The sequence below is a fragment of the Paenarthrobacter sp. TRD_SC_7 genome (genome assembly GCF_056156245.1).
In genome coordinates this window covers 3,256,557-3,283,492 of the sequence record NZ_CM149587.1, presented here as the reverse complement: position 1 = coordinate 3,283,492, position 26,936 = coordinate 3,256,557, and the positions used below count along the sequence as shown (strand labels likewise).

At 62.2% G+C, this 26,936-nt stretch carries 28 protein-coding genes and 1 pseudogene; 23 read left to right on the top strand and 6 right to left on the bottom strand.

The features are described from left to right. Nucleotides 1-74: 74 nt before the first annotated feature. Entirely contained in the window at nucleotides 75-509 is a 435-nt protein-coding gene (locus AC0J5Z_RS15820; protein WP_014921288.1) for a helix-turn-helix domain-containing protein, read from the top strand. 87 nt (nucleotides 510-596) lie between these two features. Here the strand turns inward: AC0J5Z_RS15820 and AC0J5Z_RS15815 are convergent, their stop codons facing one another. Beyond that, on the bottom strand, nucleotides 597-1,136 hold the full coding sequence (locus AC0J5Z_RS15815) for a MarR family winged helix-turn-helix transcriptional regulator (RefSeq protein ID WP_475033991.1): 540 nt from the start codon (nucleotides 1,134-1,136) through the stop codon (nucleotides 597-599). A 41-nt stretch (nucleotides 1,137-1,177) separates the two neighbouring features. Here AC0J5Z_RS15815 and AC0J5Z_RS15810 point away from each other — a divergent pair, with 41 nt between their 5' ends. From AC0J5Z_RS15810 to dapF, 6 genes are all read left to right on the top strand, one after another. Further along, on the top strand, nucleotides 1,178-1,402 hold the full coding sequence (locus AC0J5Z_RS15810; RefSeq protein ID WP_475033987.1) for a DUF3046 domain-containing protein: 225 nt from the start codon (nucleotides 1,178-1,180) through the stop codon (nucleotides 1,400-1,402). A gap of 259 nt (nucleotides 1,403-1,661) precedes the next feature. After that, nucleotides 1,662-2,705 carry a recombinase RecA gene (recA, locus tag AC0J5Z_RS15805; protein ID WP_011774305.1) on the top strand — a complete coding sequence of 348 codons (1,044 nt, stop codon included), beginning with the start codon at nucleotides 1,662-1,664 and terminating at the stop codon, nucleotides 2,703-2,705. Continuing rightward, on the top strand, nucleotides 2,695-3,237 hold the full coding sequence (locus tag AC0J5Z_RS15800) for a regulatory protein RecX (protein WP_475033982.1): 543 nt from the start codon (nucleotides 2,695-2,697) through the stop codon (nucleotides 3,235-3,237). Before recA ends, AC0J5Z_RS15800 begins: the two co-directional genes overlap by 11 nt. Continuing rightward, nucleotides 3,237-4,820: a tRNA (N6-isopentenyl adenosine(37)-C2)-methylthiotransferase MiaB gene (gene miaB, locus AC0J5Z_RS15795; protein WP_475033978.1), complete on the top strand. Its 1,584-nt coding sequence runs from the start codon at nucleotides 3,237-3,239 to the stop codon at nucleotides 4,818-4,820. The genes AC0J5Z_RS15800 and miaB overlap by 1 nt, the downstream gene beginning before the upstream one ends. Nucleotides 4,821-4,839: 19 nt before the next feature. Next, complete coding sequence (miaA, locus tag AC0J5Z_RS15790) at nucleotides 4,840-5,766, top strand: tRNA (adenosine(37)-N6)-dimethylallyltransferase MiaA (RefSeq protein ID WP_475033975.1); 927 nt, start codon at nucleotides 4,840-4,842, stop codon at nucleotides 5,764-5,766. Between the two features lie 46 nt (nucleotides 5,767-5,812). Next, a complete protein-coding gene (gene dapF / locus AC0J5Z_RS15785) occupies nucleotides 5,813-6,781 on the top strand; it encodes a diaminopimelate epimerase (protein ID WP_475033970.1) in 969 nt (322 codons plus the stop codon). On the opposite strand, the gene AC0J5Z_RS15780 is transcribed toward dapF, so the two are convergent. Then, the gene (locus AC0J5Z_RS15780) at nucleotides 6,762-7,376 is read right to left on the bottom strand and encodes a class I SAM-dependent methyltransferase (RefSeq protein WP_475033967.1); all 615 of its coding nucleotides are present in this window, start codon (nucleotides 7,374-7,376) and stop codon (nucleotides 6,762-6,764) included. The genes dapF and AC0J5Z_RS15780 overlap by 20 nt on opposite strands. A 522-nt stretch (nucleotides 7,377-7,898) precedes the next feature. Here AC0J5Z_RS15780 and hflX point away from each other — a divergent pair. Together hflX and AC0J5Z_RS15770 are read left to right on the top strand one after the other, a co-directional pair. After that, a complete protein-coding gene (hflX, locus tag AC0J5Z_RS15775; RefSeq protein ID WP_475033965.1) occupies nucleotides 7,899-9,461 on the top strand; it encodes a GTPase HflX in 1,563 nt (520 codons plus the stop codon). Next, on the top strand, nucleotides 9,454-11,514 hold the full coding sequence (locus AC0J5Z_RS15770) for an ATP-dependent DNA helicase (protein ID WP_475033962.1): 2,061 nt from the start codon (nucleotides 9,454-9,456) through the stop codon (nucleotides 11,512-11,514). The genes hflX and AC0J5Z_RS15770 overlap by 8 nt, the downstream gene beginning before the upstream one ends. Nucleotides 11,515-11,563: 49 nt before the next feature. Here AC0J5Z_RS15770 and lexA read toward each other — a convergent pair whose 3' ends face one another. Continuing rightward, nucleotides 11,564-12,307 carry a transcriptional repressor LexA gene (gene lexA, locus AC0J5Z_RS15765; protein WP_141283908.1) on the bottom strand — a complete coding sequence of 248 codons (744 nt, stop codon included), beginning with the start codon at nucleotides 12,305-12,307 and terminating at the stop codon, nucleotides 11,564-11,566. Between the two features lie 348 nt (nucleotides 12,308-12,655). Between lexA and AC0J5Z_RS15760 the strand changes: the two genes are divergently transcribed. The 8 genes from AC0J5Z_RS15760 (at nucleotide 12,656) to AC0J5Z_RS15725 (ending at nucleotide 18,843) form a co-directional block, all read left to right on the top strand. Continuing rightward, entirely contained in the window at nucleotides 12,656-13,015 is a 360-nt protein-coding gene (locus AC0J5Z_RS15760) for a LysM peptidoglycan-binding domain-containing protein (protein WP_017197998.1), read from the top strand. 78 nt (nucleotides 13,016-13,093) lie between these two features. Beyond that, nucleotides 13,094-14,212 carry a histidinol-phosphate transaminase gene (locus tag AC0J5Z_RS15755; RefSeq protein WP_475033960.1) on the top strand — a complete coding sequence of 373 codons (1,119 nt, stop codon included), beginning with the start codon at nucleotides 13,094-13,096 and terminating at the stop codon, nucleotides 14,210-14,212. 46 nt (nucleotides 14,213-14,258) lie between these two features. Continuing rightward, nucleotides 14,259-14,885: an imidazoleglycerol-phosphate dehydratase HisB gene (gene hisB / locus AC0J5Z_RS15750; RefSeq protein ID WP_024820376.1), complete on the top strand. Its 627-nt coding sequence runs from the start codon at nucleotides 14,259-14,261 to the stop codon at nucleotides 14,883-14,885. Continuing rightward, complete coding sequence (hisH, locus tag AC0J5Z_RS15745) at nucleotides 14,882-15,625, top strand: imidazole glycerol phosphate synthase subunit HisH (RefSeq protein WP_475033956.1); 744 nt, start codon at nucleotides 14,882-14,884, stop codon at nucleotides 15,623-15,625. Before hisB ends, hisH begins: the two co-directional genes overlap by 4 nt. After that, nucleotides 15,626-15,784, top strand: a complete 159-nt coding sequence (locus tag AC0J5Z_RS15740) for a hypothetical protein (protein ID WP_475039844.1) — start codon at nucleotides 15,626-15,628, stop codon at nucleotides 15,782-15,784. A 48-nt stretch (nucleotides 15,785-15,832) separates the two neighbouring features. Further along, nucleotides 15,833-16,576 (top strand): bifunctional 1-(5-phosphoribosyl)-5-((5-phosphoribosylamino)methylideneamino)imidazole-4-carboxamide isomerase/phosphoribosylanthranilate isomerase PriA, encoded by a 744-nt coding sequence (priA, locus tag AC0J5Z_RS15735; protein ID WP_475033953.1) that lies wholly within the window; start codon nucleotides 15,833-15,835, stop codon nucleotides 16,574-16,576. After that, nucleotides 16,576-17,487 carry an SseB family protein gene (locus tag AC0J5Z_RS15730; RefSeq protein WP_475033950.1) on the top strand — a complete coding sequence of 304 codons (912 nt, stop codon included), beginning with the start codon at nucleotides 16,576-16,578 and terminating at the stop codon, nucleotides 17,485-17,487. The genes priA and AC0J5Z_RS15730 overlap by 1 nt, the downstream gene beginning before the upstream one ends. A gap of 51 nt (nucleotides 17,488-17,538) precedes the next feature. Further along, complete coding sequence (locus AC0J5Z_RS15725) at nucleotides 17,539-18,843, top strand: MFS transporter (protein ID WP_475033948.1); 1,305 nt, start codon at nucleotides 17,539-17,541, stop codon at nucleotides 18,841-18,843. A 99-nt stretch (nucleotides 18,844-18,942) separates the two neighbouring features. Here AC0J5Z_RS15725 and AC0J5Z_RS15720 read toward each other — a convergent pair whose 3' ends face one another. Continuing rightward, nucleotides 18,943-19,341 carry a DUF1844 domain-containing protein gene (locus AC0J5Z_RS15720; RefSeq protein WP_475033946.1) on the bottom strand — a complete coding sequence of 133 codons (399 nt, stop codon included), beginning with the start codon at nucleotides 19,339-19,341 and terminating at the stop codon, nucleotides 18,943-18,945. A gap of 350 nt (nucleotides 19,342-19,691) precedes the next feature. On the opposite strand from AC0J5Z_RS15720, the gene infC reads away from it, so the two are divergent. The 5 genes from infC to AC0J5Z_RS15695 all read left to right on the top strand — a co-directional run bounded on the left by infC (nucleotide 19,692) and on the right by AC0J5Z_RS15695 (nucleotide 23,851). Then, a complete protein-coding gene (infC, locus tag AC0J5Z_RS15715) occupies nucleotides 19,692-20,786 on the top strand; it encodes a translation initiation factor IF-3 (protein WP_475039736.1) in 1,095 nt (364 codons plus the stop codon). Between the two features lie 117 nt (nucleotides 20,787-20,903). Then, nucleotides 20,904-21,098, top strand: a complete 195-nt coding sequence (gene rpmI / locus AC0J5Z_RS15710; protein ID WP_011774324.1) for a 50S ribosomal protein L35 — start codon at nucleotides 20,904-20,906, stop codon at nucleotides 21,096-21,098. A 119-nt stretch (nucleotides 21,099-21,217) separates the two neighbouring features. Then, nucleotides 21,218-21,886 (top strand): 50S ribosomal protein L20, sunset domain variant, encoded by a 669-nt coding sequence (rplT, locus tag AC0J5Z_RS15705; protein ID WP_475033943.1) that lies wholly within the window; start codon nucleotides 21,218-21,220, stop codon nucleotides 21,884-21,886. A gap of 26 nt (nucleotides 21,887-21,912) precedes the next feature. Beyond that, nucleotides 21,913-22,824: a TrmH family RNA methyltransferase gene (locus tag AC0J5Z_RS15700; RefSeq protein ID WP_475033940.1), complete on the top strand. Its 912-nt coding sequence runs from the start codon at nucleotides 21,913-21,915 to the stop codon at nucleotides 22,822-22,824. Between the two features lie 100 nt (nucleotides 22,825-22,924). Further along, the gene (locus AC0J5Z_RS15695) at nucleotides 22,925-23,851 is read left to right on the top strand and encodes a cation diffusion facilitator family transporter (protein ID WP_475033938.1); all 927 of its coding nucleotides are present in this window, start codon (nucleotides 22,925-22,927) and stop codon (nucleotides 23,849-23,851) included. Between the two features lie 105 nt (nucleotides 23,852-23,956). Here AC0J5Z_RS15695 and AC0J5Z_RS15690 read toward each other — a convergent pair whose 3' ends face one another. Beyond that, the gene (locus AC0J5Z_RS15690; protein ID WP_475033936.1) at nucleotides 23,957-25,165 is read right to left on the bottom strand and encodes an MFS transporter; all 1,209 of its coding nucleotides are present in this window, start codon (nucleotides 25,163-25,165) and stop codon (nucleotides 23,957-23,959) included. Between the two features lie 134 nt (nucleotides 25,166-25,299). Here AC0J5Z_RS15690 and AC0J5Z_RS15685 point away from each other — a divergent pair, with 134 nt between their 5' ends. After that, nucleotides 25,300-25,734, top strand: coding sequence for a (deoxy)nucleoside triphosphate pyrophosphohydrolase (locus tag AC0J5Z_RS15685; RefSeq protein ID WP_475033934.1), 435 nt, complete (start codon nucleotides 25,300-25,302; stop codon nucleotides 25,732-25,734). 57 nt (nucleotides 25,735-25,791) lie between these two features. On the opposite strand, the pseudogene AC0J5Z_RS15680 reads toward AC0J5Z_RS15685, so the two are convergent. Next, nucleotides 25,792-26,881 (bottom strand): annotated as a pseudogene (locus AC0J5Z_RS15680) (Rv2578c family radical SAM protein). Between the last annotated feature and the right edge of the window lie 55 nt (nucleotides 26,882-26,936).

The following is a 26,936-nucleotide window of genomic DNA, read 5'->3' as shown; positions in this document are numbered from 1 at the left end:
GGCGCCTAGGATGTAGAAACCAACCCGGTCCGCCAGCCAGCGAACCGGATGAATCAGGGAGCAAGGCGATACAGATGGTAAAGCAGCCCGTATCCGTAAACGGCGTTGTCCGCTGGAAGGATGTGGGCTTGGCTGATCAGGCACAGAGCGAACAGAAGGAGCGCAAAATGGTTGTACTACGCCACGAGATCGGTGATGTACTGCGCGATGTCCGCCAGCGTCAGGGCCGTACCCTCCGCGAGGTTTCGCACAGCGCCCGCGTCTCACTTGGCTACTTGAGCGAAGTTGAACGCGGCCAAAAGGAGGCTTCCTCCGAGCTCCTGTCTTCTATCTGCACAGCCCTGGATGTTCCGTTGTCCCACATGCTTCGCGAAGTCAGCGACCGCGTGGCCGTCGCAGAAGGTGTTGCAGTTCCGGACACCGTTCCGCAGGAATTCTCCCAGCGCTACGGTCGCGATCTGGACCTCACGGACGATTTCCCGCAAGGAATGCTCTCCGGAGCCCGGTGACCGTTCCACCAGAACCATGGAAAAGGTCCCCAGCCTCAGGCTGGGGACCTTTTTCGTTAAGCTTGCGGGATGTCCGGCAGGTGCTGCTCAAACGCCCGCGGACTTGTCCTCGGCGTCGATTCCTGGTTCCTTCACGTTGAGCACGCCGTCGCCGTAAATGGCGTTAAGCCGACCCATGTAATCTGCCAACGTCTGCACGTCCTCCAGCGGCCATTCGCCGAGTCGTTCACGGAACACCTGCCTGCGGGCATCTTGAACCTGGTGCATCTTCTCTTCGCCCTTATCCGTCAACCGGATGGCCTGGGCCCTGCCGTCCTGGGGATCCGCTTCCTTGTAGACGAGGCCAATGCCCTCCAGGAAGGCGATCTGGCGGCTCACGGAAGGCTTGCCTACCCCGATGCAGGTGGCAAGGTCCGTCAGCCGGATGGGCCCTTCCCTGCGGATGACTGTAAGGAGCCCATAGGCGGCAGGTTCCATGTCCGGGTGGACTTGGCGTGACAACTGATGGGAGATCGAACGGGCGCGGCGCCAGAGCAGGCTCAGCTGGTGTTCCACCTGCTGGAGGGCGTCGTCTACGGCGTCGCCTGGCACGGCCGGACCTGGCGTGCTCTGGAGAGGATTGCTCATGGCAACCATTCTAGAGTCCGGCGCCATGAGAGACTCTATCCGTGAGGGCAAGTGACTTTTGGCGATTGATGGACGACGAATTCGGGGCAGGCTACTCCCGGGTCCTGGCCAATTCCCTGGTACTCGCAGGAGTTGGCGGGCGGACTGCCGTCGAGGCATTGGCCTCCGGCTATCAACCTCGCGAGGTCTGGTTGGCCGTGTGCGAGGTCCAGGACGTTCCTCCCGAACGCAGGCTTGGCAGGGACATCAAACCGGCTGCCAACTGAACTCCGGCACGTGATGCTGGCGGCCGCGTGGTTGGGACACGCCGGGGCGTTGTTCGAATATCTGTTCGGATGGGGATATGCTCCTGTCAGAGGAAAATTGATCTCGAAGGACGCATTCCAGAGCTTCCGGCAGCCCCCGGTTATCCACATAGCCAGCGCCGGCTACTAAAAATGTCAGAGCACCGTAATAGCGTCAGACATGACAGGAAAGCGGCCTTTCGGGCCACTCCACAGCGAGAAAGCATCAGAGGTGTGAACCATGGCGGCAACCCCGGATCGTGAAAAGGCGCTCGAAGCAGCGCTTGCCCAGATCGACAAGCAGTTCGGCAAAGGCTCCATCATGCGCCTGGGTGATGACACCCGCGCCCCGATTGAGGTCATTCCGACCGGCTCCATTGCATTGGATGTCGCCCTTGGCATTGGCGGCCTGCCCCGGGGGCGCGTGGTGGAAATCTATGGTCCGGAATCCTCGGGTAAGACCACCGTGGCCCTTCATGCTGTTGCCAACGCACAGCGCGCAGGTGGCATCGCAGCGTTCATTGACGCCGAGCACGCACTTGACCCGGACTACGCCGCCAAGCTTGGCGTGGACACGGATGCACTCTTGGTTTCCCAGCCGGACACCGGTGAGCAGGCATTGGAGATCATGGACATGCTGGTCGGCTCCGGCTCGCTGGACATCGTGGTCATTGACTCCGTAGCTGCCCTGGTACCCCGCGCCGAAATCGAAGGCGAAATGGGCGACTCCCACGTTGGCCTCCAGGCTCGACTCATGAGCCAGGCCCTGCGTAAGATCACGGGCCGCCTGAGTCAAACCAAGACCACCGCCATTTTCATCAACCAGTTGCGTGAAAAGATCGGTGTGTTCTTCGGATCCCCGGAAACTACCACCGGTGGTAAGGCCTTGAAGTTCTACGCCTCAGTGCGAATCGACGTTCGTCGCATCCAGACCCTCAAGGAAGGTGCTGACTCCGTCGGTAACCGCACCAAGGCAAAGATCGTCAAGAACAAGATGGCTCCGCCCTTCAAGATCGCCGAGTTCGACATTATTTACGGTCAGGGCATCTCCCGCGAGGGCGGCATCATTGACATGGGTGTGGAGCACGGCATCATCAAGAAGTCGGGCTCGTGGTTCACGTACGACGGCGATCAGCTGGGCCAGGGCATGGAGAACTCGCGTCGATTCCTGCGTGACAACCCTGAGCTCGCCCAAGAACTGGAGCGCCTCATCAAGGAAAAGCTTGGCGTGGGCGTCGTCAAGACGGAAGAAGATTCCCCGAAGCTGAAGGCCGTTGACGGCTAGGAAGGGGCCGGATCCGGATTCGTCCGTTGCGGCCGATCCTGAACCTGATCCCGAATCCGTGGCGCGTGCCATCGTCCTGAGGCAGTTGACGATGGCGCCGCGGAGCCGGCTGCAACTGTCGCGGAAACTCGCTGAACGAAACGTTCCCGAGCACGTGGCGGAGGCAGTTCTGGACCGCTTCGAAGAAGTTCAGCTGATCGATGACGCTGAGTTCGCCAGGATGTGGGTCCGCAGCCGTTCGCAGAGCAAGAAGCTTGCCAAAGGCGCCATTCGTCGGGAACTGGTAGACAAAGGCATCGAACTGGATGCGGCAGAGGAAGCCCTGTCGCAACTCAGCGACCAGGACGAGGAATTGGCTGCCCGGGAGCTCGTTCAGCGCAAGTTGCGGCCCAGCATGGATCTGTCAGATCGGGCTGAGCGGGACAAGTACACCCGCCGGCTGGCATCCATGCTGGCACGCAAGGGGTACGCCCCTTCCATGGCGTTCAGGATCGTCGGTGAGGTGCTGGCAGAAGCCGGTACCCTTGAGTAGTGAGTTTGACCATTCCTTCCCCAACAGCTGCCACCACTCCTTCTGCTGAGCCCGGGACTACTGCCGAGCCCGGGACTACAGCTGAGTCCACGACTGCTGCTGACACCAGGACCTATCAGGTTCGGACTTTCGGCTGCCAGATGAACGTCCATGATTCAGAGCGCATGGCGGGACTCCTTGAAGAAGCCGGTTACGTGCCCGCTGACGGTGATGTGGCCGACGTCGTGGTCTTCAACACGTGTGCTGTCCGGGAGAACGCGGATAACAAACTCTACGGAAACCTTGGCCAGCTTCGGCAGGTCAAAGAGGCGAACCCCGGCATGCAGATTGCTGTAGGTGGTTGCCTGGCCCAGAAGGACCGCGAAACGATTGTCAAGAAGGCGCCGTGGGTTGACGCCGTGTTCGGAACGCATAACGTGGGAGCTCTCCCGGCGCTGCTGAACCGTGCCCGGCACAACAATGAGGCACAACTCGAGATCCTTGAATCCTTGGATGTGTTCCCGTCTACGCTCCCCACCAAGCGCGACTCCGTGTATGCAGGGTGGGTTTCGATCTCTGTGGGTTGCAACAACACCTGCACGTTCTGCATTGTGCCCTCGCTCCGGGGCAAGGAGAAGGACCGGCGCCCCGGCGAGATTCTGGCGGAAATCCAGGCTCTCGTGGATGACGGGGCTGTGGAGGTTACGTTGCTTGGCCAGAACGTGAATTCCTACGGTGTGGAATTCGGTGACCGCCAGGCGTTCTCCAAATTACTGCGTGCCTGCGGTGAAATCGAAGGTCTGGAACGGGTTCGTTTCACCAGCCCCCATCCCGCCGCATTTACGGATGATGTCATAGATGCCATGGCCGAGACACACAACGCCATGCCCCAGTTGCACATGCCGCTGCAGTCCGGCTCGGACAAGGTATTGAAGGACATGCGCCGTTCGTACCGTTCCAGCAAATTCCTGGGGATCCTGGACAAAGTGCGGGAACGCATCCCGCATGCTGCCATCACTACCGACATCATCGTTGGCTTTCCGGGCGAGACCGAGGAAGATTTCCAAGCGACCCTGGATGTCGTGGAGAAGTCGCGGTTTGCGTCCGCCTTTACGTTCCAGTACTCCAAGCGGCCCGGGACGCCGGCTGCAGAGCTTCCGGAGCAGCTCCCCAAGGCCGTGGTGCAGGAGCGCTACGAACGCCTCACGGCGCTGCAGGACCGTATTGCCGCAGAAGAGAACGCCAAACAGTTGGGGCGGAAAGTGGAGGTCCTGGTCACAGCGCAGTCAGGGCGGAAAGCCGGTGAAACACACCGGTTGTCCGGCCGATCCAAGGACCAGAGGCTGGTGCACTTCTCCGTACCGGCCGGTGCCGAGACCCCGCGCCCGGGGGATTTCGTCACGGTGACAATCACCGATGCCGCTGCATTCCACCTGATAGCTGATCCGGTAAGTGCAGACGACTACGTTTTGCGCCGCTCCCGTGCAGGTGATGCCTGGGACCGCTCGCAGGCAGACTCGTGCGGTGTCCCCGCGGCAGGAACGGCGTCCGGCAAGGCCGGTGTGTCGTTGGGCATGCCGTCGTTGCCGGTTCGTCGCGCTTAGCGCCGGAACGCAGGATCACGTGTCGTTCTCCAGCCAGCTACCTCCTCAGCCTGTCATCGCCGTTGTTGGGCCCACAGGTTCTGGTAAGTCGGATCTGGGCGTCAACCTGGCCCTGGCCTTGAACGGCGAGGTGATCAACGCCGACGCCTTGCAGTTTTACCGTGGCATGGATATCGGAACTGCCAAGATCACCGTGGGAGAGCGCAAGGGCGTGCCACACCACTTGCTGGACACCATGGACGTCACGCAGGAAGCCAGTGTGGCGGACTTTCAAATTGAATGCCGCGCAGCCATCAGTGACATCCACTCACGGGGAAAGCCTGCCATCCTTGTGGGCGGATCCGGGCTGTATGTGCGCGCCGCCCTGGACGTGCTGGAATTTCCGGGCACTGATCCGGCGCTCCGCAGGCGTTTGGAACAAGAGTGCGAAACCAAGGGGCTTGCGCCGCTGCGGGCACGCCTTGAGGAAGTCGACCCCGTCTCGGCTGCCCGCCTTGGAGACGCCCGACGCGTGATCCGGGCTTTGGAAGTACACGGTCTCACTGGCCGCCCTTTCAGCTCGTTCATGCCGCAGCGCGAGTATTTCCAGCCGGCTCTCCAGATCGGCCTGGAGGTCGATCGGGAGCAACTGCGGGAACGCCTGGCACTGAGGGTGCATCGGATGGTGGACGCCGGTCTCCACCAGGAAGTTGAACGGCTCGACGCCGCGGGGTTGAGGAAAGGCAAGACAGCTTCCCGCGCTTTGGGGTATGCCCAATTCCTGAAGGTTCTGGACGGCGACATGACAGCCGATACTGCAGTTGAGGAAACCATCGTGGCCACCAGGCAATTCGCGCGGCGCCAGCTGACGTGGTTCCGGGCAGATCCACGCATCACGTGGCTCGATTGGGAGGATCCAGACTTGGTTGCCAAGGCGGTCAAAGCGGCCGGCGCGGCCACGAAGTAACCGCTGCAATTTCTGGCCAAACAGGCGCGGCAGGTAGCCTAGTTGCATGGATGAAACCGCCGCAGTTCCCGCCCAGCAGCCCGCAGCTGCCGGTGCTCCAGTGACACCTTCCAGCCTCGCCGGACTGGCGTTCTCCAAGGGGCACGGAACGGGCAATGACTTTGTCCTGATTGCTGATCCCGGCGACGCCCATGAGATCACCGCCGAGCAGGTGGCACAGTTGTGCGACCGCCATGTGGGCATCGGGGGCGACGGCCTGATCCGGGCGGTCCCGTCCCGCTTTCTTCCGGAAGGCCGCCTTTCCTTGGAACAGGATCCTGAAGCAGAGTGGTTCATGGACTACCGCAACGGTGATGGTTCTCTCTCCGAAATGTGCGGCAACGGCGTCCGTGTCTTCGTTCATTTCCTGATCGCTGAGGGGTTGGTGGATCTGGGGCCCGGACAGACCCTCACCATCGGCACTCGTGGCGGCGTCAAAAAGGTTGTGCGGACCGTCAACGGGTATGCCGTGGATATGGGGCCATGGGAGTTCATCTTTCCTCAGGAAGCCACCAGCAAGGCCATGGATGCACTCGTCAGTGCCGACGGCCTCGAAGTCGCAAGGCCCGGCCTTTCAGTCAGCATGGGCAATCCCCACACGGTAGTTGCCCTGGCGGAACTCAGCGAGCTTTCAGCCACACAGCTGTTCAAAGCCCCCGTGGTGGATCCCAAGCCCGTCAATGGAACCAACGTCGAATTTGTTGTTCCCGCCGAGCCGCTGGTGGAAGACGGCGTAGGAACCATCACCATGCGCGTTCACGAGCGCGGCGTGGGGGAGACGCAGTCGTGCGGCACCGGCGCGTGCGCCGCAGCCGTCGCGATTCGTCACTGGGCGGGTGATACGGCCCCCAACGACTGGCACGTCAAGGTACCGGGCGGCGTCGTGGGGGTAAAGTTCTTCCCCGGTGCCGGCGGCCGCGAGCATGTAGAACTTAGTGGCCCGGCCGTCATCGTGGCTACTGGGACGCTTTCCTGACACGGATGATCCTGAACGTCTTGGAGGTGCTTTCACGGGAGACCGTGTAGGAGCTGTCCAGTTCGTTGGCGAGCCACCGCTGGAGGGAGTCGGATCCCAGGTTCTTCTGAACAACCAGCCAGGCGTTACCACCGGGGGCCAGTCGAGGCAGCCACGTCAGCAGCAGCGAGTGAAGTTCGTCCTTGCCGATGCGGATGGGCGGGTTGGACCAGATGGTGTCGAACTCGACGGCGGGGTCTACCTCGTGCGGGAGGCTGGCCGTGACGTTGGTGAGGCCGAGCGCGGCTGCGTTCTCGTTGGTCAGCGTGATGCAACGCTCATTCACGTCCACAGCATGGACATGGGCGTGTGGCGCCATCAGGCCCAGGGTGAGGGCAATCGGACCCCAGCCGCAGCCGATGTCCAGCAGGTGCCCCTTTGGTGACGGCGGGGGAACCTCGGAGAAAAGTACCGCCGTGCCTTTGTCCACGCCGTCGGGACTGAAGATGCCCGACGAGGTCTGCAGCCGGCGCGTGGCTCCTGCGAGTTCCACTGTGAGTGGCTTGCGCGTGAACGGTCCGGCCGGTTGGGCGGTGAAATAGTGTGCGGACTCCATAATTTGCCAGATTAGTTGGCTATCGTCGGCTTGGGAAACCGCCTCCGTCCACAGCGGGGTTGACAGCGGCTGCTAAAGTGGAACGCATGTTCTTGATCTTCGAGTAATCAGCCGAAACACGCCTGAGTCATCAGGCGTTTCACGGCACCGCCCGCGACGCAGGCCCCGCTTGGCAGTTCAGCCTGGCCCGGCCTTTCCGCCCGGCAGGTTCCCTATGGCTCAGTCCGGTAATTCCTCCCTCTGGAGCCGGGCGCTCTGAAGATACCGCCCCGTCCCACATTCGCAATGGACCGCTATGTTCTGTGCGGGCACGCGTGGGGCAGGCAGAGCATTCTCCTTTTGGCCAAGGACCTCCCCGCGGATTCAACCACGCCACATAGCAGCAGTCCTGCCTCCGTAAGGCGCCGGCTGCTCAGTACACAGGAGGCCCTTTTGGCCGATGCCCGTCAGCCCAGCGCGAATAGCGCCCCATCGAGCACCAAACAGCACTATTCTGGAATTGCCGAACAGTCTAAGGAGACCATGACCACCCAGAAGCACTCCGGATCCGATTCCGACGCCCAGGACATGAGTCCTGAACAAATCCAGGCCGTCATCGACCGGATTCTTTCCAAGGATGTACCTGCGCAGGCATCCGACGACAACGACGCCAACGGTGTGTTCGGCAAGGCGCAGGCGATTACCACGCTGGACCAGGAACACAGCATTTACGACGGCGACCAGGAAGATTTGGCTGAACGCCGCGCCCTTCGCCGTACCGCGGGACTGTCCACCGAACTTGAAGACGTCACTGAGGTCGAGTACCGGCAGTTGCGCCTTGAGCGCGTTGTTCTGGCAGGCCTGTGGACCGAGGGGACTCTTGCTGATGCGGAGAACTCCCTCCGCGAGCTCGCGGCACTGGCAGAGACGGCCGGATCTGAGGTGTTGGACGGCTTGGTTCAGCGCCGGCAGAAGCCGGACCCCGGGACCTTCCTTGGTTCCGGTAAAGCGCAGGAGCTCAAGGACATCGTCGCCGCCACCGGCGCAGACACCGTGGTGGTGGATACTGAGCTCGCGCCCTCGCAGCGACGCGGCCTTGAAGACATTGTGAAGGTCAAGGTCGTTGACCGGACCACACTGATCCTGGACATCTTTGCCCAGCACGCCAAGAGCCGCGAAGGCAAGGCGCAGGTTGAGCTCGCCCAGCTTGAATACCTCCTCCCGAGACTTCGTGGTTGGGGTGACTCCATGTCCCGCCAGGCCGGTGGCCAGGTGGGTGGAGCAGGCGCTGGAATGGGCTCTCGTGGTCCTGGTGAAACCAAGATCGAGCTCGATCGACGTCGAATCCGCACCCGCATGGCCAAACTGCGTCGGGAAATCGCCGCGATGAAGCCTGCGCGTGAGACCAAGCGTGCCAACCGCCGTCGTAATGCTGTTCCGTCTGTTGCCATCGCCGGGTACACGAACGCCGGCAAGTCGTCCCTCCTTAACCGCCTCACTGACGCGGGTGTCCTGGTGGAGAACGCACTGTTCGCCACCCTGGATCCCACGGTCCGTAAGGCGCAAACGCCGGACGGCATCGGCTATACCCTCGCGGATACAGTTGGGTTCGTTCGTTCACTCCCGACGCAGCTGATTGAGGCTTTCCGGTCCACGTTGGAGGAAGTTGCGGATGCGGACCTGATCCTCCATGTGGTGGATGCATCGCACCCCGACCCTGAGGGCCAGATAGCAGCGGTAAGGGCCGTTTTCACCGAGGTTGATGCCCGCAAGGTTCCCGAGATCATCGTCCTGAACAAGGTGGACGTCGCCGATCCCTTCGTGGTGGAGCGCCTTAAGCAAAAAGAACCCCGCCACGCTGTGGTGTCCACCCGCACGGGCCAGGGCATCGCGGAACTGCTGGAGGACATCAGCCGGTCCATTCCCCGGCCCGGCGTGCGCCTTGAACTGCTCATTCCCTACGACCGCGGGGAACTGATCAACAAATTGCACAGTTCCGACTCGGAAATCCTCAGTACTGAGCATGAGGAGAACGGGACCCGCGTGGTTGTCATGGTGCGCGAAGGCCTGGCCGCTGAACTGGAGTCATTCGTCAGTAATGGTTGAGAAAGTGGCGGCGGACGCCGTCGAATCGGTGGGGGAGAAGATCACCCTCGAACTGTTGGATCGGGCTGTTGCCGGAATGGGCGGACAAAGCCGTGCCGGCCAGCACGAAATGGCCAAGCATGTCACCCGGGCCATCGAGACCGGGGAGCATCTGCTGGTCCAGGCGGGAACGGGAACGGGTAAGTCCTTGGCTTACCTGATTCCGTTGATCGCCCATTCCATGGACAGCGACAAACCGACTCTCGTGTCCACCGCCACCTTGGCACTCCAGACGCAGATCGTTGGCCGGGACCTTCCACGGCTGCTGGAGACCATTAACCCTGCCCTTGAACGCCCGGTCAACGTGGCGCTGGTCAAGGGCAGGGCCAATTATGTGTGTCTGCAGAAGCTCGAAGGCGGGTTCCCCAGCGAAGAACCTTCCGAAGGGCAGCTGTTTTCCCTGGGCGAGGACACCAGCGTGCCTCACTTCGCGGCCTCCATGGGTGGGCCGCAATCCCAGTTGGGTAAAGAAGTAGTCCGCCTCCGGGAATGGGCGGAGAAAACCGTTACCGGAGACCGCGACGAGCTCATGCCCGGCGTCACCGACAGGGCCTGGCGGCAAGTATCCGTGACGTCCATGGAGTGCCTCGGCGCCCAGAAGTGCCCCCTGGCAGAAGAGTGCTTCAGCGAGCTGGCGCGCTCCAGGGCAGGCGAGGCCGACGTCGTGGTCACCAACCACGCCATGCTGGCCGTCAGCGCCTTTGAAGGGCTTGCTGTGCTGCCTGAGTATGACGTCGTGGTGGTGGACGAGGCGCACGAGCTTCAGGACCGGGTGACCGGAGCTGTTTCCGGCCAGTTATCAGTGGCCATGGTCCACGCAGCGGCATCGAGTGCCCGCAAGCACACAGCCATCACGGTCGACGCCCTCAACGCTGCAGCGGAGCGGTTGGATATGGCCATCGCCGGCGTGCCCAACGGGCTGTTGGCCAATGGCCTCAACGACGAACAGCTCGATTGCCTGGACCAGTTGCGGGATGCCACGCGCGCTGCCCTCTCGGATTCGAAGACGGATTCGTCAAACACAGTCGACGGCGGACGGCAGCTGGCGCGTTCACGGCTCATGCTGATCCTGGAATTGTGCGAGCGAATGCTGGCCGCCAAGGAGAACCGTGAAGTGGTCTGGTTCTCCCGGAACAGCACGTTCGACCCGCAGCAGGGCTATTCACAACCGGACGAAACTGCCCCGGCCTTGATCAACATCGCGCCGCTCAGCGTTGCCGGACGGCTTCGCGAAGGCCTCTTTGCCGGCCACACCGTGGTGCTGACCTCCGCCACGCTGGCCATCGGCTCGGCTTTCGAACCGGCAGCAGGTGGCCTCGGCCTCATCGGCGACGGCGCCCCGAGCTGGACCGGGATCGATGTGGGTTCGCCCTTTGACTATCCCAAACAGGGTGTCCTGTATGTGGCGAAGCACCTTCCAAAACCCGGTCGTGGTACTTCGCCCGAGGCGCTCGACGAATTGGAAGACCTCATCCGCGCGTCCGGCGGGGGAGCCCTGTGCCTGTTCTCGTCACGGCGTGCGGCCGAAGAAGCAGCCGATGCCATGCGGCTCCGGTTGGACGTGGATATCCTCTGCCAAGGCGAATCCACTATGGCGGCCCTCGTAAAGCAATTCGCGGATGAGCCTGACACCTGTCTCTTCGGAACCATGTCACTGTGGCAGGGCGTAGACGTTCCGGGTGGCTCATGCCGCTTGGTGGTAATTGACCGCATTCCCTTCCCGCGGCCCGATGATCCCCTGATGACTGCGCGATCCCGGGCAGTCGCGCAATCAGGTGGGAATGGCTTTATGGCCGTATCAGCTACGCATGCTGCCATTCGACTGGCGCAGGGTGCTGGCCGCCTGATCCGCTCCACGGGTGACAAGGGAGTTGTAGCGGTGCTCGACTCACGGCTATCGACGGAACGCTATGGAGGCTTCCTGCGTGCCGCCCTGCCGCCGTTCTGGGCGACAACGGACCGCTCAGTGGTGCGTGGCGTTTTGGAGCGTCTGGGGTCAGCTAAAGCCCCGTAGGGCGCCTGCTCCCGTTGGAGACCTGCTGGTGTCCAGGGGGAGCAAACGCCTAGAGGGAGCGCAGTACCGAAACTACCTTGCCCATGATGGTGGCTTGATCGCCGAGGATGGGTTCGTACTGGGTGTTTTGCGGGAGCAGCCATGTATGACCGTCCCGCTGCCGGAAGGTCTTCACGGTTGCCTCGTCATCCAGCAGGGCGGCGACGATGTCGCCGTTGATGGCGTCGTTTTGGCGACGGACCACCACCCAGTCACCGTCACAGATGGCGGCATCAATCATGGAATCGCCGGCTACCTTCAGCATGAACAATTCGCCATGCCCCACAAGTTGCCGGGGGAGCGCAAGCACGTCTTCCACTGTCTGGTCAGCCAGGATCGGACCACCGGCTGCGATGCGGCCAACCAGCGGAACCATGGCGGTATCGCTGGCACTAGCGAGCTCAGTTACGGCAAGGCCACCCGCGCTTCGAAGGGTGGTAGGCGCTTCCACGCCCGGAATGGGCCCACCATCAAGGGTCAACGGCATCAGGACTTCCATGGCGCGGGGACGCTTGGGATCCCTGCGGAGATAGCCAAGCTTCTCCAATTGTGACAACTGATGAGTGACGCTCGACAAACTCGCCAGACCCACAGTGTCACCGATCTCACGCATGCTGGGCGGGTAACCGTTGTCATTGACCGACCGCTGGATGGTCTCCAGGATCTTCTTCTGCCGGACAGTCAGGCTCTTGGGACTCTTTTGAGGCTGCTGGCTCCGCAGGGGTGCCCCGCCGCCTGTGGCTTTCGCTGCCATGTTCGCCAATGCCTTTCCATTCCGCCCCGAAGGTTGCCGGGGATGTTGGGTCTGCAAAAAATGTCAGACCCTCCTGTTCCACTGAAACAGTGCTGCTTCTTCACTCAAACGTAGGGCAGGCACAAGCGTTTATCAAACATTTGTTCTAGCGAGTCTCGACACCGTTCGTTGATAAGTGCTAAAAATGTCATAGCAAGGTTCGAATATGTGTTCTATAAACCTGATACTGAAGCCGGATGTTCGAACAGAGTGTTCGAACATCCGGGATCTGAGGACGGGAACGCAAAGAATTGGCCGCCAAGCTCCGGGCACCCCGGAACCTGGCAATAGCTCAGAAGGGCTCAGCTCATGTCCGCAATCACTACGTTCGCTGATTTCCGCACCACTCAGGCACCCGCTCGCCTGCGTCTCACCCGACGGGGACGGATTGTCTTCTTTGGCATCCCGGCAATGCTGTTGGTGGCGGCGCTGCTGACCCTCGCCGGTTTCATCAACTCCCCGGCCAAGGCGTCGGACTCCCAGTCCCAATTGCGTCCGCCCGTTGCAGTCACCGTCACTGTCCAGCCGGGTCAATCCCTTTGGGGCATTGCCGGCGCGGCCGCTCCGGAGCGGGACCCGCGTGATGTCATCGCGGAGATCATCCAGCTGAACGACCTCCGTGGCGGCCGCATTCTGCCCGGCCAACAGCTGTTCGTCCCTGCAAACTGAGTCGTCCACCGTCCGCAGGTACCGATCGCCTGGCGTCACAGTTAGTCGGCAGTCCCGGCCGCCCCTTAAACTGTGTTGGTGAGTGACCAGCTTGAGCGACTTGACCGACTTCCCCTCCGGACCAACCTGCGTGGACTGAGCCCCTATGGCGCACCGCAGCTTGATGTCCCCATCCTGCTCAACGTCAACGAAAACACTCATGGTGTACCGGCGGATGTCCAAGCCGCCATCACCGAGGCTGTCGCCGCTGCGGCCACAGGACTGAACCGCTATCCGGACCGCGAGTTCACTGAACTCCGAGAAGCCCTGGCCGAGTACCTTGGCCACGAACTTTCTCCGGACAACATCTGGGCCGCCAACGGATCCAATGAGGTCCTGCAGCAAATCCTCCAGGCATTTGGTGGACCGGGACGCAAGGCGCTCGGTTTCCCGCCCACGTACTCCATGTACCCCCTTCTGGCGAGTGGGACGGACACGGAGTACGTCCGCGGAGTGCGTGCTGACGACTACGGGCTGGACGCCGAATCGGCCGCCGCGCAGGTTCGGGAAACGGGTGCCAACATCGTATTCCTGTGCTCACCGAACAACCCAACCGGTACTGGGTTGAGCCTGGACGTTGTCGAGGCCGTCTATGAGGCCGGCGAAGCGAGCCAGGCCATTGTGATCGTGGACGAGGCTTACCACGAGTTCGCGCACGACAATACTCCGAGCGCCTTGACCTTGTTGCCTGGACGCGAGCGGTTGATAGTCTCGCGCACCATGAGCAAAGCGTTCGCCCTGGCGGGTGCCAGGCTCGGCTATATGGCGGCAGCCCCGGAAGTCACAGACGCCATCAGGCTGGTCCGCCTTCCGTACCACCTGTCTGCCGTCACGCAGGCAACGGCCCTCGCTGCGCTCAACCACCGCGAAGCCCTCATGGCTGACGTCGAGGACATCAAGGTACAACGCGACCGCATCGTTACTGAGCTGCTGCGCATGGGCCTCAAGCCCGCGGCGTCCGACTCCAACTACGTTTTCTTTGGCGGGCTCGAGGAGCCGCAAACGATTTGGCAAGGCCTGCTCGATGCCGGTGTGCTGATTCGCGATGTCGGCATCCCTGGACACTTGCGTGTAACCGCTGGAACCGAACCGGAAACCACCGCCTTCCTTGAGGCCTTGGAAGCACTGCTGGACGGCACGGCGCCACGGCGCGCCTAAACTTGTCCATAGACCCAACCCACCCTCCGTGTATAAGGACGTCCCAATGAGCGAAACCGGCGCCACGCCGACCGCTGCCCGCACCGCGCGCATGGAGCGCACCACCAGCGAGTCCTCCGTCCTGGTGGAGATCAACCTGGACGGTTCCGGTGTCTCGGACATCAGTACCTCGGTTCCGTTCTATGACCACATGCTGACGGCACTGTGCAAGCACTCCCTGATTGACATGACCGTTAAGGCAACTGGCGACACCCACATTGATGCGCACCACACCGTGGAAGATGTCGCCATCACCTTTGGCGAGGTCCTGCGCACGGCACTGGGCAACAAGGCAGGCATCCGTCGCTTCGGTGAAGCAACGGTTCCTTTGGACGAAGCCTTGGCACACGCCGTCGTTGATGTTTCCGGACGTCCCTACCTGGTGCACGGTGGAGAGCCGGCCGGTCAGGAGTACCACCTGATCGGTGGACACTTCACGGGATCGTTGACCCGCCACGTTTTTGAAGCCATCACTCTGCACGCCGGAATCTGCCTCCACATGAACGTCCTGGCTGGCCGGGACCCGCACCACATCGTTGAGGCCCAGTTCAAGGCCTTTGCGCGCGCGCTGCGTGCAGCCGTCGAGTCCGATCCCCGTGTGGAGGGCATCCCCTCCACCAAGGGCGCCCTATGAGCGGCCAGGTTCTGAAGAACGGGGCGGTGGCTGATGCCATTGCGTCCCTGAAGCCGGAGTCGCCGGAAGGCAAGCCCACCGTCACCGTACTGGATTACGGATCGGGCAACGTACGGTCCGCTGTCCGTGCACTTGAACGTGCTGGTGCCCATGTGGTGCTGAGCTCCAAGCCTGAGGATGTACTCAACGCTGACGGCCTGGTGGTGCCCGGGGTTGGGGCCTATGAGACGGTGATGAAGGAACTTAAGTCCGTCGATGCCATCCGCATGATCGGACGCCGGGTTGCCGGCGGCCGCCCTGTGCTGGCCATCTGTGTCGGCCTGCAGGTCCTCTTTGAAGCCGGTGTTGAGCATGGCACCGAATCCGAAGGTATGGCCGAGTGGCCGGGCAAGGTTGAGCTCCTTCCCGCTCCCGTAGTGCCGCACATGGGCTGGAACACCGTGGACGTTCCGGAGGGCTCCAAGCTCTTCGCGGGTGTCGAGCAGGAACGTTTCTATTTTGTGCATTCCTACGGTGTGCAGGAATGGAATTTCGACGTCGTTCAGCCCCGCATGGCTCCTCCCATGGTCACGTGGTCCGAGCACGGTGCTCGGTTCATCGCCGCCGTGGAAAACGGCCCACTCTGCGCCACGCAGTTCCACCCGGAGAAGTCAGGCGACGCCGGAGCCCGGCTCCTGCGAAATTGGGTGGATAGCCTCCGTAAGCGCGCTCCCGAAGCATCCGAAAGCGGTGCCGCCTAGATGTTGTGGTCGGTAGTGCTCATGGGCCTCGCCGGCCTGCTGGTGGGTGGGGGTATCTCCTTCCACCAGCAAAAGAAGCCGCGGTGGGTTTCCGTTTCTTTTTATGTGCTGGCCGGGATGTCCCTGCTGGCCGCCTATCTCCTGACGCTGGGTAACTGAACCAGTCGCTCAGCAATCCCGCGTCACCTTCGAACTCCTAGGACACACATGACCACCTCCGCCCAGTCCGTTCTGGAACTCCTGCCCGCCGTTGACATTGTTGACGGCCAGGCAGTCCGCCTCCTCCAGGGAGAAGCCGGCTCGGAAACCAGCTACGGTACACCCCTGGAAGCAGCCTTGAACTGGCAGAACGCCGGTGCCGAATGGGTGCACATGGTGGACCTCGACGCCGCCTTTGGCCGTGGAAACAACGCAGCGCTGATCAGCGACGTCGTGTCGCAGCTCAACGTCAAAGTGGAGCTCTCCGGCGGTTTGCGGGACGACGAGTCCCTGGAGCGTGCACTCGAACTGGGCGTCGCGCGCGTGAATCTCGGAACGGCAGCGTTGGAGAACCCTGACTGGACCCGGAGGGCAATCGACCGCTTTGGTGACAAGATCGCCGTCGGCCTTGATGTCCGAGGCACAACTCTTGCAGGACGCGGTTGGACCAAAGAGGGAGGCGACCTCTGGGAGGTTCTGGCACGTCTTGAAGACGCTGGATGTGCGCGTTACGTTGTCACCGACGTCACCAAGGACGGAACACTTCAGGGCCCGAACGTGGAACTCCTTCGCCGGATGGTGGAGAAGACGGGCAAGCCCGTTGTCGCCTCGGGCGGTATCTCCAGCTTGGAAGACCTGCGCGTTCTGCGTGAACTGGTACCGCTGGGTGTTGAAGGAGCGATCGTGGGCAAGGCTCTCTACGCCGGTGCCTTCACGCTGCCCGAAGCGCTGGACGTAGCCGGCCGCCGCTGATGCCCCACAACGCAGGACACCAGCACAACGGTCAGGGCCAGGGCAGGCGCGAGCTTCCCGGCCATATCGCGGCTGCATTGGCCGGTGCCGGGGGAGCTGCCGACTCTGCCGGCCAGCCTTGGTCGGGCAGGAGCCTCAGCGGCGACGATGCCAAAATCCACAACTTCGAGGACGACGACGGCTCGGCGGACCCCGGCTATGTAGCCGCCATCGCGGCACTGATCAACGGAACCGGCAGTGAGGCAGACGTCGTGGCCTCCCTGGCTACCGCCCGGGTTTTCGTTCCGGTTGTTGCCCAGCTGGCTGAGGAAGCAGAAGGCGTTGAGGGCCTCCACGCTGACAAGCAGGCCGATATGGCTTTGGTCACACTGAAGGCTCCCGATGGCCGCACGGCGATGCCGGTCTTTACCTCCGCATCTGCCCTGGAGGCATGGCATTCGGAGGCTCGCCCGGTGGCCGTTTACGCCGCGCGCGCAGCACTTTCTGCGGTATCCGAGGGTGCGCAGCTGTTGGTCATGGACCCCGGCTCGGAGTTCGCTTTTGTGGTGCGGAGGCCAGCAACGTGGGCACTTGCCCAGCAGAAGGACTGGACGCCGTCATACCTTGATGATCAACTGGAGGCTGCTCTCGTTTCAACGGTCTCGGCATTTCGGACGGTCCGTCGCCTCGAGACGCACCCCGGTGGTGGTGTTGCGTCCCTGACGGCCGACGGTCGTCAGGTGTCCGGCGGCGGTGCGGGGCCGGAACTGCGTGTGGTGCTCTTCCTCGAAGATGGACTCGACGCCGTGGCTGTGCAGACGCTCGTTGCCCGACTGAACGATGCGTGGGCACGGATGGATTCCTTTGCCGAGGGCGTTGATTCCATGGAAGTAAAACTGCAGCGCGCAGCACAGGAGCCCGCGCGGCATTAATGGCAGTGCCGGTTCCCCGGGGCTGCCCTGGGGAACAAGAGGAATTAGCCAGTGAACTTCGCTCTCTACAAAGAGATGCTGTCCATCCGCCCTGTCCGGCGTCTGCTGGTAGTTGGCATGATTGCCCGCATTCCACACTCAGCGGCGGGCGTGCTCCTCACGCTGCACATCGTGCTGACGCTGGGCCAAGGCTACGCTGCCGCCGGAGCGGCAGCGGCCGTCATGACCATTGGCATAGCGTTGGGTGCCCCGTGGCGTGGTCGCCGGGTGGACATGGTGGGCCTCAGGAAGGCTCTGATCCCTTCGGTTGTCTCCGAAACTGTCATCTGGTCGATAGTCCCGCACGTTTCGTACGAGTGGCTGCTGCCGCTGGTGTTCGTCGGCGGCCTTTTCACGCTGCCGATCTTCAGCGTTGTCCGCCAGTCACTCGGCGTCATGGTCGATGGCGAGCAGCGGCGCTCGGCGTTCGCCCTCGATTCCATCGCCACCGAGCTGGTTTTCATGATTGGCCCGGCTGTCGGCGCCATCGTTGCCACCAGCGGCTTCTCGGCAATCGGACTCACGGCAGTGGGAATCTCCGTCTCCGTGGCCGGGCTGTTCCTTATGTGGTTCAACCCACCCACTCGGAGCGAAGCGGCATACACTCCGCAGGAGTCCGCAGACCGGGCCGCGGCTGACCTCGCTGCTGCGGAGGCAGCAATGGTGGCGTCAGCGCCTGCCCACGTCCAGGAGGCGGCCTCGGAAATGGCGTCCGCAACCTCGCGTACAGCTGCCCTTCGGAATCGTGTCGCCAGGAACTTCACCTGGTTCACAGTTTCCGTTGCGGCACTCTTCGCGGTAGCCGCGGGATCCGGGATGGTGCTCAGTGGTTCCGATGTCAGCATCGTCGGGCTGCTGGAACGTGGTGGACACGAGAATGAAATCGGCATCGTGTTCTTCTTCTGGTGCGCAGCATCCGTGGTCGGTGGACTTATCTACGGGTCCATGAAGCGGTCCATCTCGCCATTGCTCCTGCTGCTGGGCATGGCCGCACTCACTATTCCCATGGGCTTCGCCCAAGACACCTGGACCCTCGCGTTCCTCTCGCTCCTGCCTGGCCTTTTGTGCGCCCCGGTTTTGTCGGCGTCGTCTGAGAAGGTGGCTGACCTTGTGGACGAGGAGCGCCGGGGTGAAGCGATGGGCTGGTACGGCTCGGCGCTGACTGCGGGTGTTGCCTTGGGCGCGCCTCTGGCCGGGGTCTTTATCGACACCGTTGGTCCGTCGGGTGGCTTTGCCGCCGTCGGCATCGCGGGCGTCGTTCTCTGCGCTACGGGACTCATCCTGACGTCCTTGCGCCGCCGCGCCGCCCGCGTCTGAAACCCTGACACGCTGGACCCTGCAAAGCCAAACAAGCAACGACGGCGGGCCGACCACACGTGGTCGACCCGCCGTCGTTGAATCTTGCGGTAGTTGGGGCTAGTTCACCGGTCCGGTGAACTTCTCGCCCGGGCCCTTGCCCGGGGCGTCAGGAATGAGTGAAGCTTCGCGGAATGCCAGCTGCAGTGAACGCAAACCATCGCGCAACGGGCCGGCGTGCTGTGAACCGATTTCCGGGGCAGCTGCTGACACCAGGCCGGCGAGGGCCGTGATGAGCTTGCGGGCTTCGTCCAAGTCCTTGAGGTCCTCGGCATTGGGATCATCGGCCAGACCCACTTTGACGGCGGCCGCGCTCATGAGGTGAACGGCGCCCGTCGTAATGACTTCCACGGCGGGAACTTCAGCGATGTCACGGATCTGCTGGGACACTCCGGCATCAACGGCGGGGGAGGCGTCTTCCCCATAGGAGTTACGGGGATTGCTGTCTTCAGTGCTCATACTGGTAAGCTTGTCACAGACCGACTGGAAGTCGTTATTCACAGTCAACATCTGCAGTTCTTGCTCCCGCCTTCCGCAATGTGCGCTTGGCGGGTTGTTTCTGTAGGATTGACTTTCAGTTTGCAAGCGGAGTTCTCTCCCACCCGCGTCAGCCGTTCCCTTCGGGGACAGGATCCCTTTCGGGACAAGAGGTTGCCGGGTACCTGGTCGGACACTACTGGAGGCATTGCTTCCGGGGGTGCGTACTTCCCACGGGAGGTGCAGCCGATCTTCGAGGCCTTCGATTGCACCAGCAATTGGGGGCCTTCTCTTTTTGCCGGTGACATCACCACAACCACAGGAGCTTTAACATTAGCGAGCCAAGAATCAATGAGCGTATCCGCGTCCCCGAGGTGCGGTTGGTCGGTCCTGCCGGCGAACAGGTAGGAATTGTCCGCATTGAGGACGCCCTGCGTCTTGCTGCCGAGTCCGATCTTGATCTCGTTGAAGTTGCCCCGCAGGCTAAGCCTCCTGTTTGCAAGTTGATGGACTTCGGCAAGTACAAGTACGAAGCTGCCGTGAAGGCCCGCGAGGCCCGCAAGAACCAGACCAACACGGTTCTGAAGGAAATTCGCTTCCGCCTTAAGATCGACAAGCACGACTACGAAACCAAGCGCGGTCACGCACTTCGGTTCCTGGGCGCCGGTGACAAGGTCAAGGCCATGATCCAGTTCCGCGGTCGTGAGCAGCAGCGTCCAGAGATGGGTATCCGCCTGCTGCAGCGTTTTGCTGAAGACGTTGCCGAGGTTGGCATCATCGAGTCCAGCCCGCGTATCGATGGCCGCAACATGGTCATGGTAATCGGACCGCTGAAGAACAAGGCTGAAGCCAAGGCTGAAGCCCGCCGCGCTACGCAGCGTGCTGAAGCCAAGGCGCAGAATGAGGCCAAGGCATCGGGACGTGTCGACACCATGGGCGAGCAGGCTCCTCTGACGCAGAGCCTCGCCGACCTTCTTCCCGAGGGCTTCAAGGTCACCGAAGAGGAGACCACGCAGGACACTGTCGAAGCCCCCGAGGCCCAGGCAACGGTTGCTGAGGAAGCTCCCGTTGCTGAGGAAGCTCCCGTTGCTGAGGAAGCTCCGGCTGCCGAAGAGGCCCCCGTTGCTGAGGAAGCTCCGGTTGTTGAAGAAGCTCCTGCTCCGGTTGTTGAAAAAGCACCCGTGGTCGAGGCTCCTGCAGCCAAGGCAGCTCCGGCCAAGGCAGCGCCTGCGCCGGCGAAGGCTGCACCGGCCGCCAAGGCAGCACCGGCAGAAGCGGCTCCGAAGCCAGCTGTTCCGGCAGCCGCCCCGAAGCCTGCAGTTCCTTCGGCTCCGAAGCCCGTCGCCAAGCCTGCGGCTCCCAAGCCGGCAGCTCGGCCGGCGGCCCCCAAGGCTGCGCCGAAGCCTGCATCACGCAAGACCAACTAGTTCAACGCCGAGGAGGCCCCGCCTCCATCGGCAAGCAACCAGCACGCCGGCCCTCGTAGGCCGGCTGCGCGAAAGAATCGCGGACTCGTCCGTGGATACGTAAGGAGATCGGTTCCCATGCCGAAGATGAAGACCCACAGCGGTGCTAAGAAGCGCTTCAAGCTGACCGGTACCGGCAAGCTGAAGCGTCAGCAGGCCAACCGCCGTCACTACCTTGAGCACAAGTCCTCCAGGTTGACCCGTCGCCTCGCCGGCGACAAGCTCGTCTTCAAGGGCGATGCCAAGGTCATCAAGAAGATGCTCGGCGTCTAAGTTCCAAGTTCTTTGGTTACTGCCATCCGGCAGGGACCGACTACACCAAAAGCCTTCTCAGGCCGGCCGGGTTTCCGGTAGTAGCAGCTTGGGATAAAGATTTCTGAAGGAGTACGCACGTGGCACGTGTGAAGCGGGCGGTAAACGCCCACAAGAAGCGCCGGGTTGTCCTCGAACGCGCAAAGGGTTACCGCGGACAGCGTTCGCGCCTGTACCGCAAGGCCAAAGAGCAGCTGCTGCACTCGTTTGTGTACAGCTACGGCGACCGCCGCAAGAAGAAGGGTGACTTCCGTCGCCTCTGGATCCAGCGCATCAATGCTGCATCCCGCGCCAATGGCCTCACCTACAACCGTTTGATCCAGGGCCTCAAGGCCGCTGAGGTTGAGGTTGACCGCCGCATGCTGGCCGAGCTGGCTGTCTCCGACGCCAACGCTTTCGCCGCTCTGGTAAACATTGCCAAGGCTGCACTTCCGGCTGACACCTCCGCGCCGGCCGTTGCTGCTGCTCCCAAGGCTGCGAAGGTTGCTCCGGCTGCTGCCACCGCAACGGCTGTCAAGGCTGTTGTTTCCGAGAAGCCGGCTATCGACGGCGCAGTTGCTGCTGATGGCGACGAGGCTCCGGAAGGCTATGCCATCAAGGGCAACGCCGAGTCCAAGAAGTACCACGTTCCGGGTTCCACCTGGTACAACACCACTGCTGCTGAGTACTGGTTCTCCACCGTTGAGGCTGCAAAGGCTGCCGGCTTTGAGCCTGCAGGTGGCGAAGCCCGCCAGCAGATCAAGAACTAGTCGCAACTGCCACTAAAGTTCTTTATATGAACGAAACCGGGCGCCCGCAAGACTTTCCGATGACCAACCCCCGAGCTGATCGGGTGAGGGACGTCGCCAAGCTTGCCGGGCGCCCGGCGCGTTTAAAACGCGGACGCTTTCTGGCAGAGGGTCCGCAAGCGGTGCGTGAGGCTTTGACCCTGCACCGTGAGCGCAGTGCGGCCGGACGACCCGCCGTCGTGCATGAAGTTTTCGCCAGCGAAACGTGCCTTGAGCGCCTTCCCGAACTTGCCGACCTGGCACAGGAAACGCTGCTCCGGCTTGCAAGTGACGAGGTCCTCGCAGCCATGGCTGACACCGTCAATCCACAGGGGATTGTGGCTGTGTGCAGCTTCGTGGACGTGAGCCTGGATGCAGTGCTCGACGCCGGTCCCCGCTTGATCGCGGTCATGTGCCAGGTGCGCGACCCCGGTAACGCCGGTACCGTCCTGCGAGCAGCCGATGCTGCCGGCGCTGACGCGGTTATCCTTACAGGCTCGAGCGTGGACATCTACAACCCCAAGGCTGTCCGTTCAACAGCGGGCTCTCTCTTCCACCTGCCGGTTGTGCTGGGGGCCGATGTTGAAGATTTGGTAGCACGCTGCCGGGAACGCGGTATCGGGGTCCTGGCTGCGGACGGCTATGGAACCGTCAACCTGGACAAACTGCAGGACGAGAATGCGGCGCGGAGACTTGGGAATGAATCCGTAGCTTCGGACTATGCGCTTGAGTCTCCAACAGCATGGCTGTTCGGCAACGAAGCACAGGGTTTGTCGGATGCGGAGCTTGCACTGGCTGATCATCGCGTGGCGGTGCCGGTCTATGGGGCCGCTGAGAGCCTGAACCTGGGTACGGCCGCCACTGTGTGCCTTTACGCCAGCGCACGCTCCCAGCAAGGCGTCCGAGTGGGGAATGTGTAAACAGCGCATCGCCGGGTACGGTATTGCATGCAAGATCAGACGATGACGACTCTTCTTGGCCAATTCCAATCTTTCCCGAACCCGAAGAGGTGAAGCTTTCGTGGCTGCAGGTGGCGGTACCAAAGCGATTGTGGCGGCCCTTGCCGCCAATTTGACCATCGCTGTATTGAAGTTCGTTGCATTTTTCCTGACAGCGTCATCGTCCATGCTCGCAGAAGCCATCCACTCGGTGGCTGACTCCGGTAACCAGATCCTGCTGCTCGTGGGAGGAAAGCGCGCCAAGCGGGCAGCCAGCCCGGAGCACCCGTTTGGCTATGGCCGCGAGCGGTACATCTACGCGTTCATTGTCTCCATCGTGCTGTTCAGCGTCGGCGGCCTGTTTGCCCTATACGAGGCCTGGGAGAAGTTCCAGCACCCGCACGGTATTGAGGGAGCTTTCTGGTGGGTGCCGTTGGCTGTCCTGGTCGGTGCCATCATTGCCGAGTCGTTCTCGTTCCGCACCGCGATCATCGAGTCGAACCACATCCGCGGCAAGCAGTCGTGGGTGAAATTTGTCCGCAACGCCAAACAGCCTGAACTGCCGGTGATCCTCCTGGAGGACTTTGGCGCTTTGCTTGGCCTGATCTTCGCACTCTTCGGCGTGAGTATGACGCTGATTACCGGTGACGGGGTCTGGGATGCACTCGGCACCGCAATGATCGGCCTCCTGCTGGTAGCCATCGCCGTGGTCCTGGCTCTGGAAACCAAGTCTCTGCTCCTGGGAGAGTCCGCCACCAAGGAAGATGTTCAGCATATTACCGAGGCTTTGGAAGCTGACGGCACCCGCATCATCCACCTCAAGACCCTGCACCTCGGTCCGGAAGAATTGCTGGTTGCCGCGAAGATCTCCATGGAGGCGTCCGAGACCGGAGAACAGATTGCCAGGGGGATCGACGACGCCGAGCAGCGTATCCGCGCGGCCGTTCCGATTGCGCGGGTCATCTACCTCGAACCCGACATCGAGCGGGTGAAGGCGCCTCGGGTTTAGGTTTTGGCGCCATAGGTTAAACGCAGATGGGCTCCGCTTTGGCGGAGCCCATCTGCGTTGTATCCGGCTATCTGGCCGTTCGCGCACACCAGTACTTCATGTGGATCAGGTGGCCAGCGGCCTTTTGCGCTCCAGCAGACCGCTCACCAAAGCCACTCCCAGGCCCAGGATGGCCAGGACCGCACCCACCAGGGCGGGAGCTACGTAGCCCCAGCCCCAGGCAATTACGGTGCCGCCCAGGAAGGCGCCGAGCGCGTTGGCGATGTTGAGGGCTGAGTGGTTCAGCGAGGATGCCAGTGATGCAGCGCCCGGTGCGGCGTCCAGGAGGCGGGTCTGCAATGCAGGAGTCAGCATGGAGCCCACACCCCCAACCACGAACGCCATGATGAAGGCAGCCCAGGCCCAGTGCGCAGCAATGGCGTAAACCACAAGAGCCACGGCGATTCCCGGCATGACCCGGTAGATGGTGCCCATTACGGACTTGTCTGCCAGGCGCCCACCGAAGATGTTGCCCACCACCATGCCCAGTCCATAGAGGGCCACAACGGCCGGAATCAGGTTTTCGGGTATTCCAGCCACGGACGTCATGGTGTGGGCGATGTACGTGTACACGGCGAAGAAGCCGCCAAATCCAATGATGCCGATCAGCAGCGCCAGCCAAACTTGGAGCCGCTTGAGGGCTCCAAGTTCGCGCCGGATGCTCGCTTCGGGGTGGGCCGCCTCGAAGGGGACGAACTTCCACACCATGGCAACGGTCAGCAGCCCGATGGCGCCCACAATGACGAAGAGGAGACGCCACCCGAAGGTCTGCCCAACCCACGTGGCCAAAGGCACGCCGATGACGTTGGAGACCGTGAGTCCTGCCATCACCATGGAGATCGCCCAGCCCCTCTTGGTAGGGGCGACGAGGCCGGCTGCGATGACGGCTGCCACGCCGAAGAATGCTCCATGGGGAAGGCCTGAAGCAAAGCGCGAGAGCAGCATGAAGCCGTAATCGGGTGCGATGAAGGACGTCAGGTTCGCCAGGGACAGGAACAGCATGAGGCCCAAGGCAAGGTGTTTTCTTGGAAGCTTCGCTCCGAAGGCAGCGAAGACCGGAGCGCCGATAACGACGCCCAGGGCGTAAGCCGAGATGAGGTTGCCGGCCTCGGGCGTGGTGATGCCCAGGCCTTCCTCGATTTCCTTCAACAGGCCCATCATGGCGAACTCGGTGGTACCGATGGCGAACCCGCCCATGGCCAAGGCCAGGATGGCCAGGCCAAGGTGTTTCCTTGCTGCTTTGGCGGTGACGGGTGGGGACACGGTGGTAGTCATATGCCTGCTTCTTGAGGATGCCTTGTGGGCTGGGGAACGCGGAGAAAATCCGATAACAAGTTTAGTCCCGGGCCCCGCGAGTTGGCGTCGCTATGTGACGATGCCCATTCATCGGGTGCCAATAGACTGTTCCGGTGACTGCACTGATTAACGTCGTAGGCGCCGCCGTCGTCGACTCCCTCGAAGCCCCCGCCCGCCTTCTTGTTGCGCGCCGCACGGCTCCGCCCCAGTTCGCGGGTATGTGGGAATTTCCGGGCGGCAAGGTGGAAACAGGAGAGGCTGCGGAGGCTGCCCTGCACCGTGAACTCGCGGAAGAGCTGGGAATTGAAGTGCAACTGGGGCCGGAGCTTGACTCTGGCAACACTGCTGGGTGGACGCTGAATGAGCACGCGTCCATGCGGGTATGGTTCGCCGAACTGACGGCGGGTGAGCCACGGCCGCTGGAAGATCACGACGAACTGCGCTGGGTGTCGTTGGCTGACTGTGACGAAGCTCTCCGCCTTCCGTGGATTCCGGCAGACCTTCCGATTGTTCGGGCTTTGCTTGATCGGGTAGTCGCTCCCGCGTGAGGACGGGGCAGTTCGACGAACTGGATAGCGGCGTCCTGGTGCCGGCAGGGCTTCACCTTAGAAGAGCGGTTGTTGTCCAGGGAGGGGAGCCGAGGCGCCTACGGCGGCGGTCGTCTGCCCCGCCGCAGGGCGAGCATTCCTATGGCTGAATCCCGACGTCCCGGTGAAGCCGTACTTCGCCTTGAAGTAGCTGATCCTGCCGGTGAGCCACGTGCGGTACTCCTTGGAGGCATAGGAGCCTTGGCCGTAGAGGCGTCGATACTTGCCCACCAGTTCGGGGTGCTGGGCGGCCAACCATTTCATGTACCACTCGCGGGTTCCGGGCTTCAGGTACAGGGCCCCGGCGGTGACTCCAGTGGCGCCCGCCTTGGTCAGCTCCGCGAACAGAGAATCGAGTGCCTCGTCCGAGTCCGTGAGCCACGGCAGGATAGGCATCGCCATGACGCCACAGCCCAGGCCGGCGTCGCGGAGCCGGGCTATGAGCTTGAGCCGGGCCTTGGGAGAAGGGGTTCCAGGCTCAATGAGTTCCGCAAGGTCCTGGTTGGTCATGGCCAGCGAGATGCCGAGGTCCACGGGGACTTGGGTAGCGGCGTGCTTGAGCAGGGGAATGTCCCTCGCCAGTAGCGTGCCCTTGGTCAAGATGGAGAAAGGCGTGCCGGAATCTGCGAGGGCCCGGATGATCCCGGGCATGAGGGCGTAGCGGCCTTCTGCGCGTTGATAGGGGTCCGTGTTGGTGCCGAGGGCAACTTGAGGCCGCTCCCAAGAGGGCTTGGCCAGTTCTTTGCGGAGAACCTCGGCCGCGTTGATCTTGACCACCACCTGCGAGTCGAAGTCCCGCCCGGCGTCGAATTCCAAATAAGTGTGGCTCTTGCGGGCGAAACAGTAGACGCAGGCATGGCTGCATCCACGATAGGGATTCACGGTCCACTCAAACGGCATGTTGGAACCGGAAGGCACCTTGTTGAGCACTGACTTTGCGGTGACCTCATGAAAGGTGACTCCGGAGAATTCGGGTGTCGAGATGGAACGCACAAGCCCGGCAAGCGGCAGCAAGGCATCCAAAGCCGGGGCAGGGCCCGGAGCCTTGATGCCACTGGTTTGACGCCGGTTCACGACTAGGTGAAAGTGCTTGTGCGTCCCATCTCATGGACTCCATTCGAATGTATGTTCGAACAATTGTCAAGGCTTCCGAAAGCTATGTC

Coding starts and splice junctions, on each gene's coding strand:
- AC0J5Z_RS15780 (WP_475033967.1), bottom strand. CDS start 7,376: ATGGAGTCCGCACACTATTTCACCGCCCAACCGGCCGGACCGTTCACG.
- rpmI (WP_011774324.1), top strand. CDS start 20,904: ATGCCGAAGATGAAGACCCACAGCGGTGCTAAGAAGCGCTTCAAGCTG.
- AC0J5Z_RS15760 (WP_017197998.1), top strand. CDS start 12,656: ATGTCCGCAATCACTACGTTCGCTGATTTCCGCACCACTCAGGCACCC.
- lexA (WP_141283908.1), bottom strand. CDS start 12,307: ATGGCAGCGAAAGCCACAGGCGGCGGGGCACCCCTGCGGAGCCAGCAG.
- AC0J5Z_RS15730 (WP_475033950.1), top strand. CDS start 16,576: ATGCCCCACAACGCAGGACACCAGCACAACGGTCAGGGCCAGGGCAGG.
- dapF (WP_475033970.1), top strand. CDS start 5,813: ATGGATGAAACCGCCGCAGTTCCCGCCCAGCAGCCCGCAGCTGCCGGT.
- AC0J5Z_RS15820 (WP_014921288.1), top strand. CDS start 75: ATGGTAAAGCAGCCCGTATCCGTAAACGGCGTTGTCCGCTGGAAGGAT.
- AC0J5Z_RS15720 (WP_475033946.1), bottom strand. CDS start 19,341: ATGAGCACTGAAGACAGCAATCCCCGTAACTCCTATGGGGAAGACGCC.
- AC0J5Z_RS15815 (WP_475033991.1), bottom strand. CDS start 1,136: ATGAGCAATCCTCTCCAGAGCACGCCAGGTCCGGCCGTGCCAGGCGAC.
- hisH (WP_475033956.1), top strand. CDS start 14,882: ATGAGCGGCCAGGTTCTGAAGAACGGGGCGGTGGCTGATGCCATTGCG.
- AC0J5Z_RS15740 (WP_475039844.1), top strand. CDS start 15,626: ATGTTGTGGTCGGTAGTGCTCATGGGCCTCGCCGGCCTGCTGGTGGGT.
- AC0J5Z_RS15700 (WP_475033940.1), top strand. CDS start 21,913: ATGAACGAAACCGGGCGCCCGCAAGACTTTCCGATGACCAACCCCCGA.
- hflX (WP_475033965.1), top strand. CDS start 7,899: ATGACCACCCAGAAGCACTCCGGATCCGATTCCGACGCCCAGGACATG.
- AC0J5Z_RS15690 (WP_475033936.1), bottom strand. CDS start 25,165: ATGACTACCACCGTGTCCCCACCCGTCACCGCCAAAGCAGCAAGGAAA.
- AC0J5Z_RS15770 (WP_475033962.1), top strand. CDS start 9,454: ATGGTTGAGAAAGTGGCGGCGGACGCCGTCGAATCGGTGGGGGAGAAG.
- recA (WP_011774305.1), top strand. CDS start 1,662: ATGGCGGCAACCCCGGATCGTGAAAAGGCGCTCGAAGCAGCGCTTGCC.
- hisB (WP_024820376.1), top strand. CDS start 14,259: ATGAGCGAAACCGGCGCCACGCCGACCGCTGCCCGCACCGCGCGCATG.
- priA (WP_475033953.1), top strand. CDS start 15,833: ATGACCACCTCCGCCCAGTCCGTTCTGGAACTCCTGCCCGCCGTTGAC.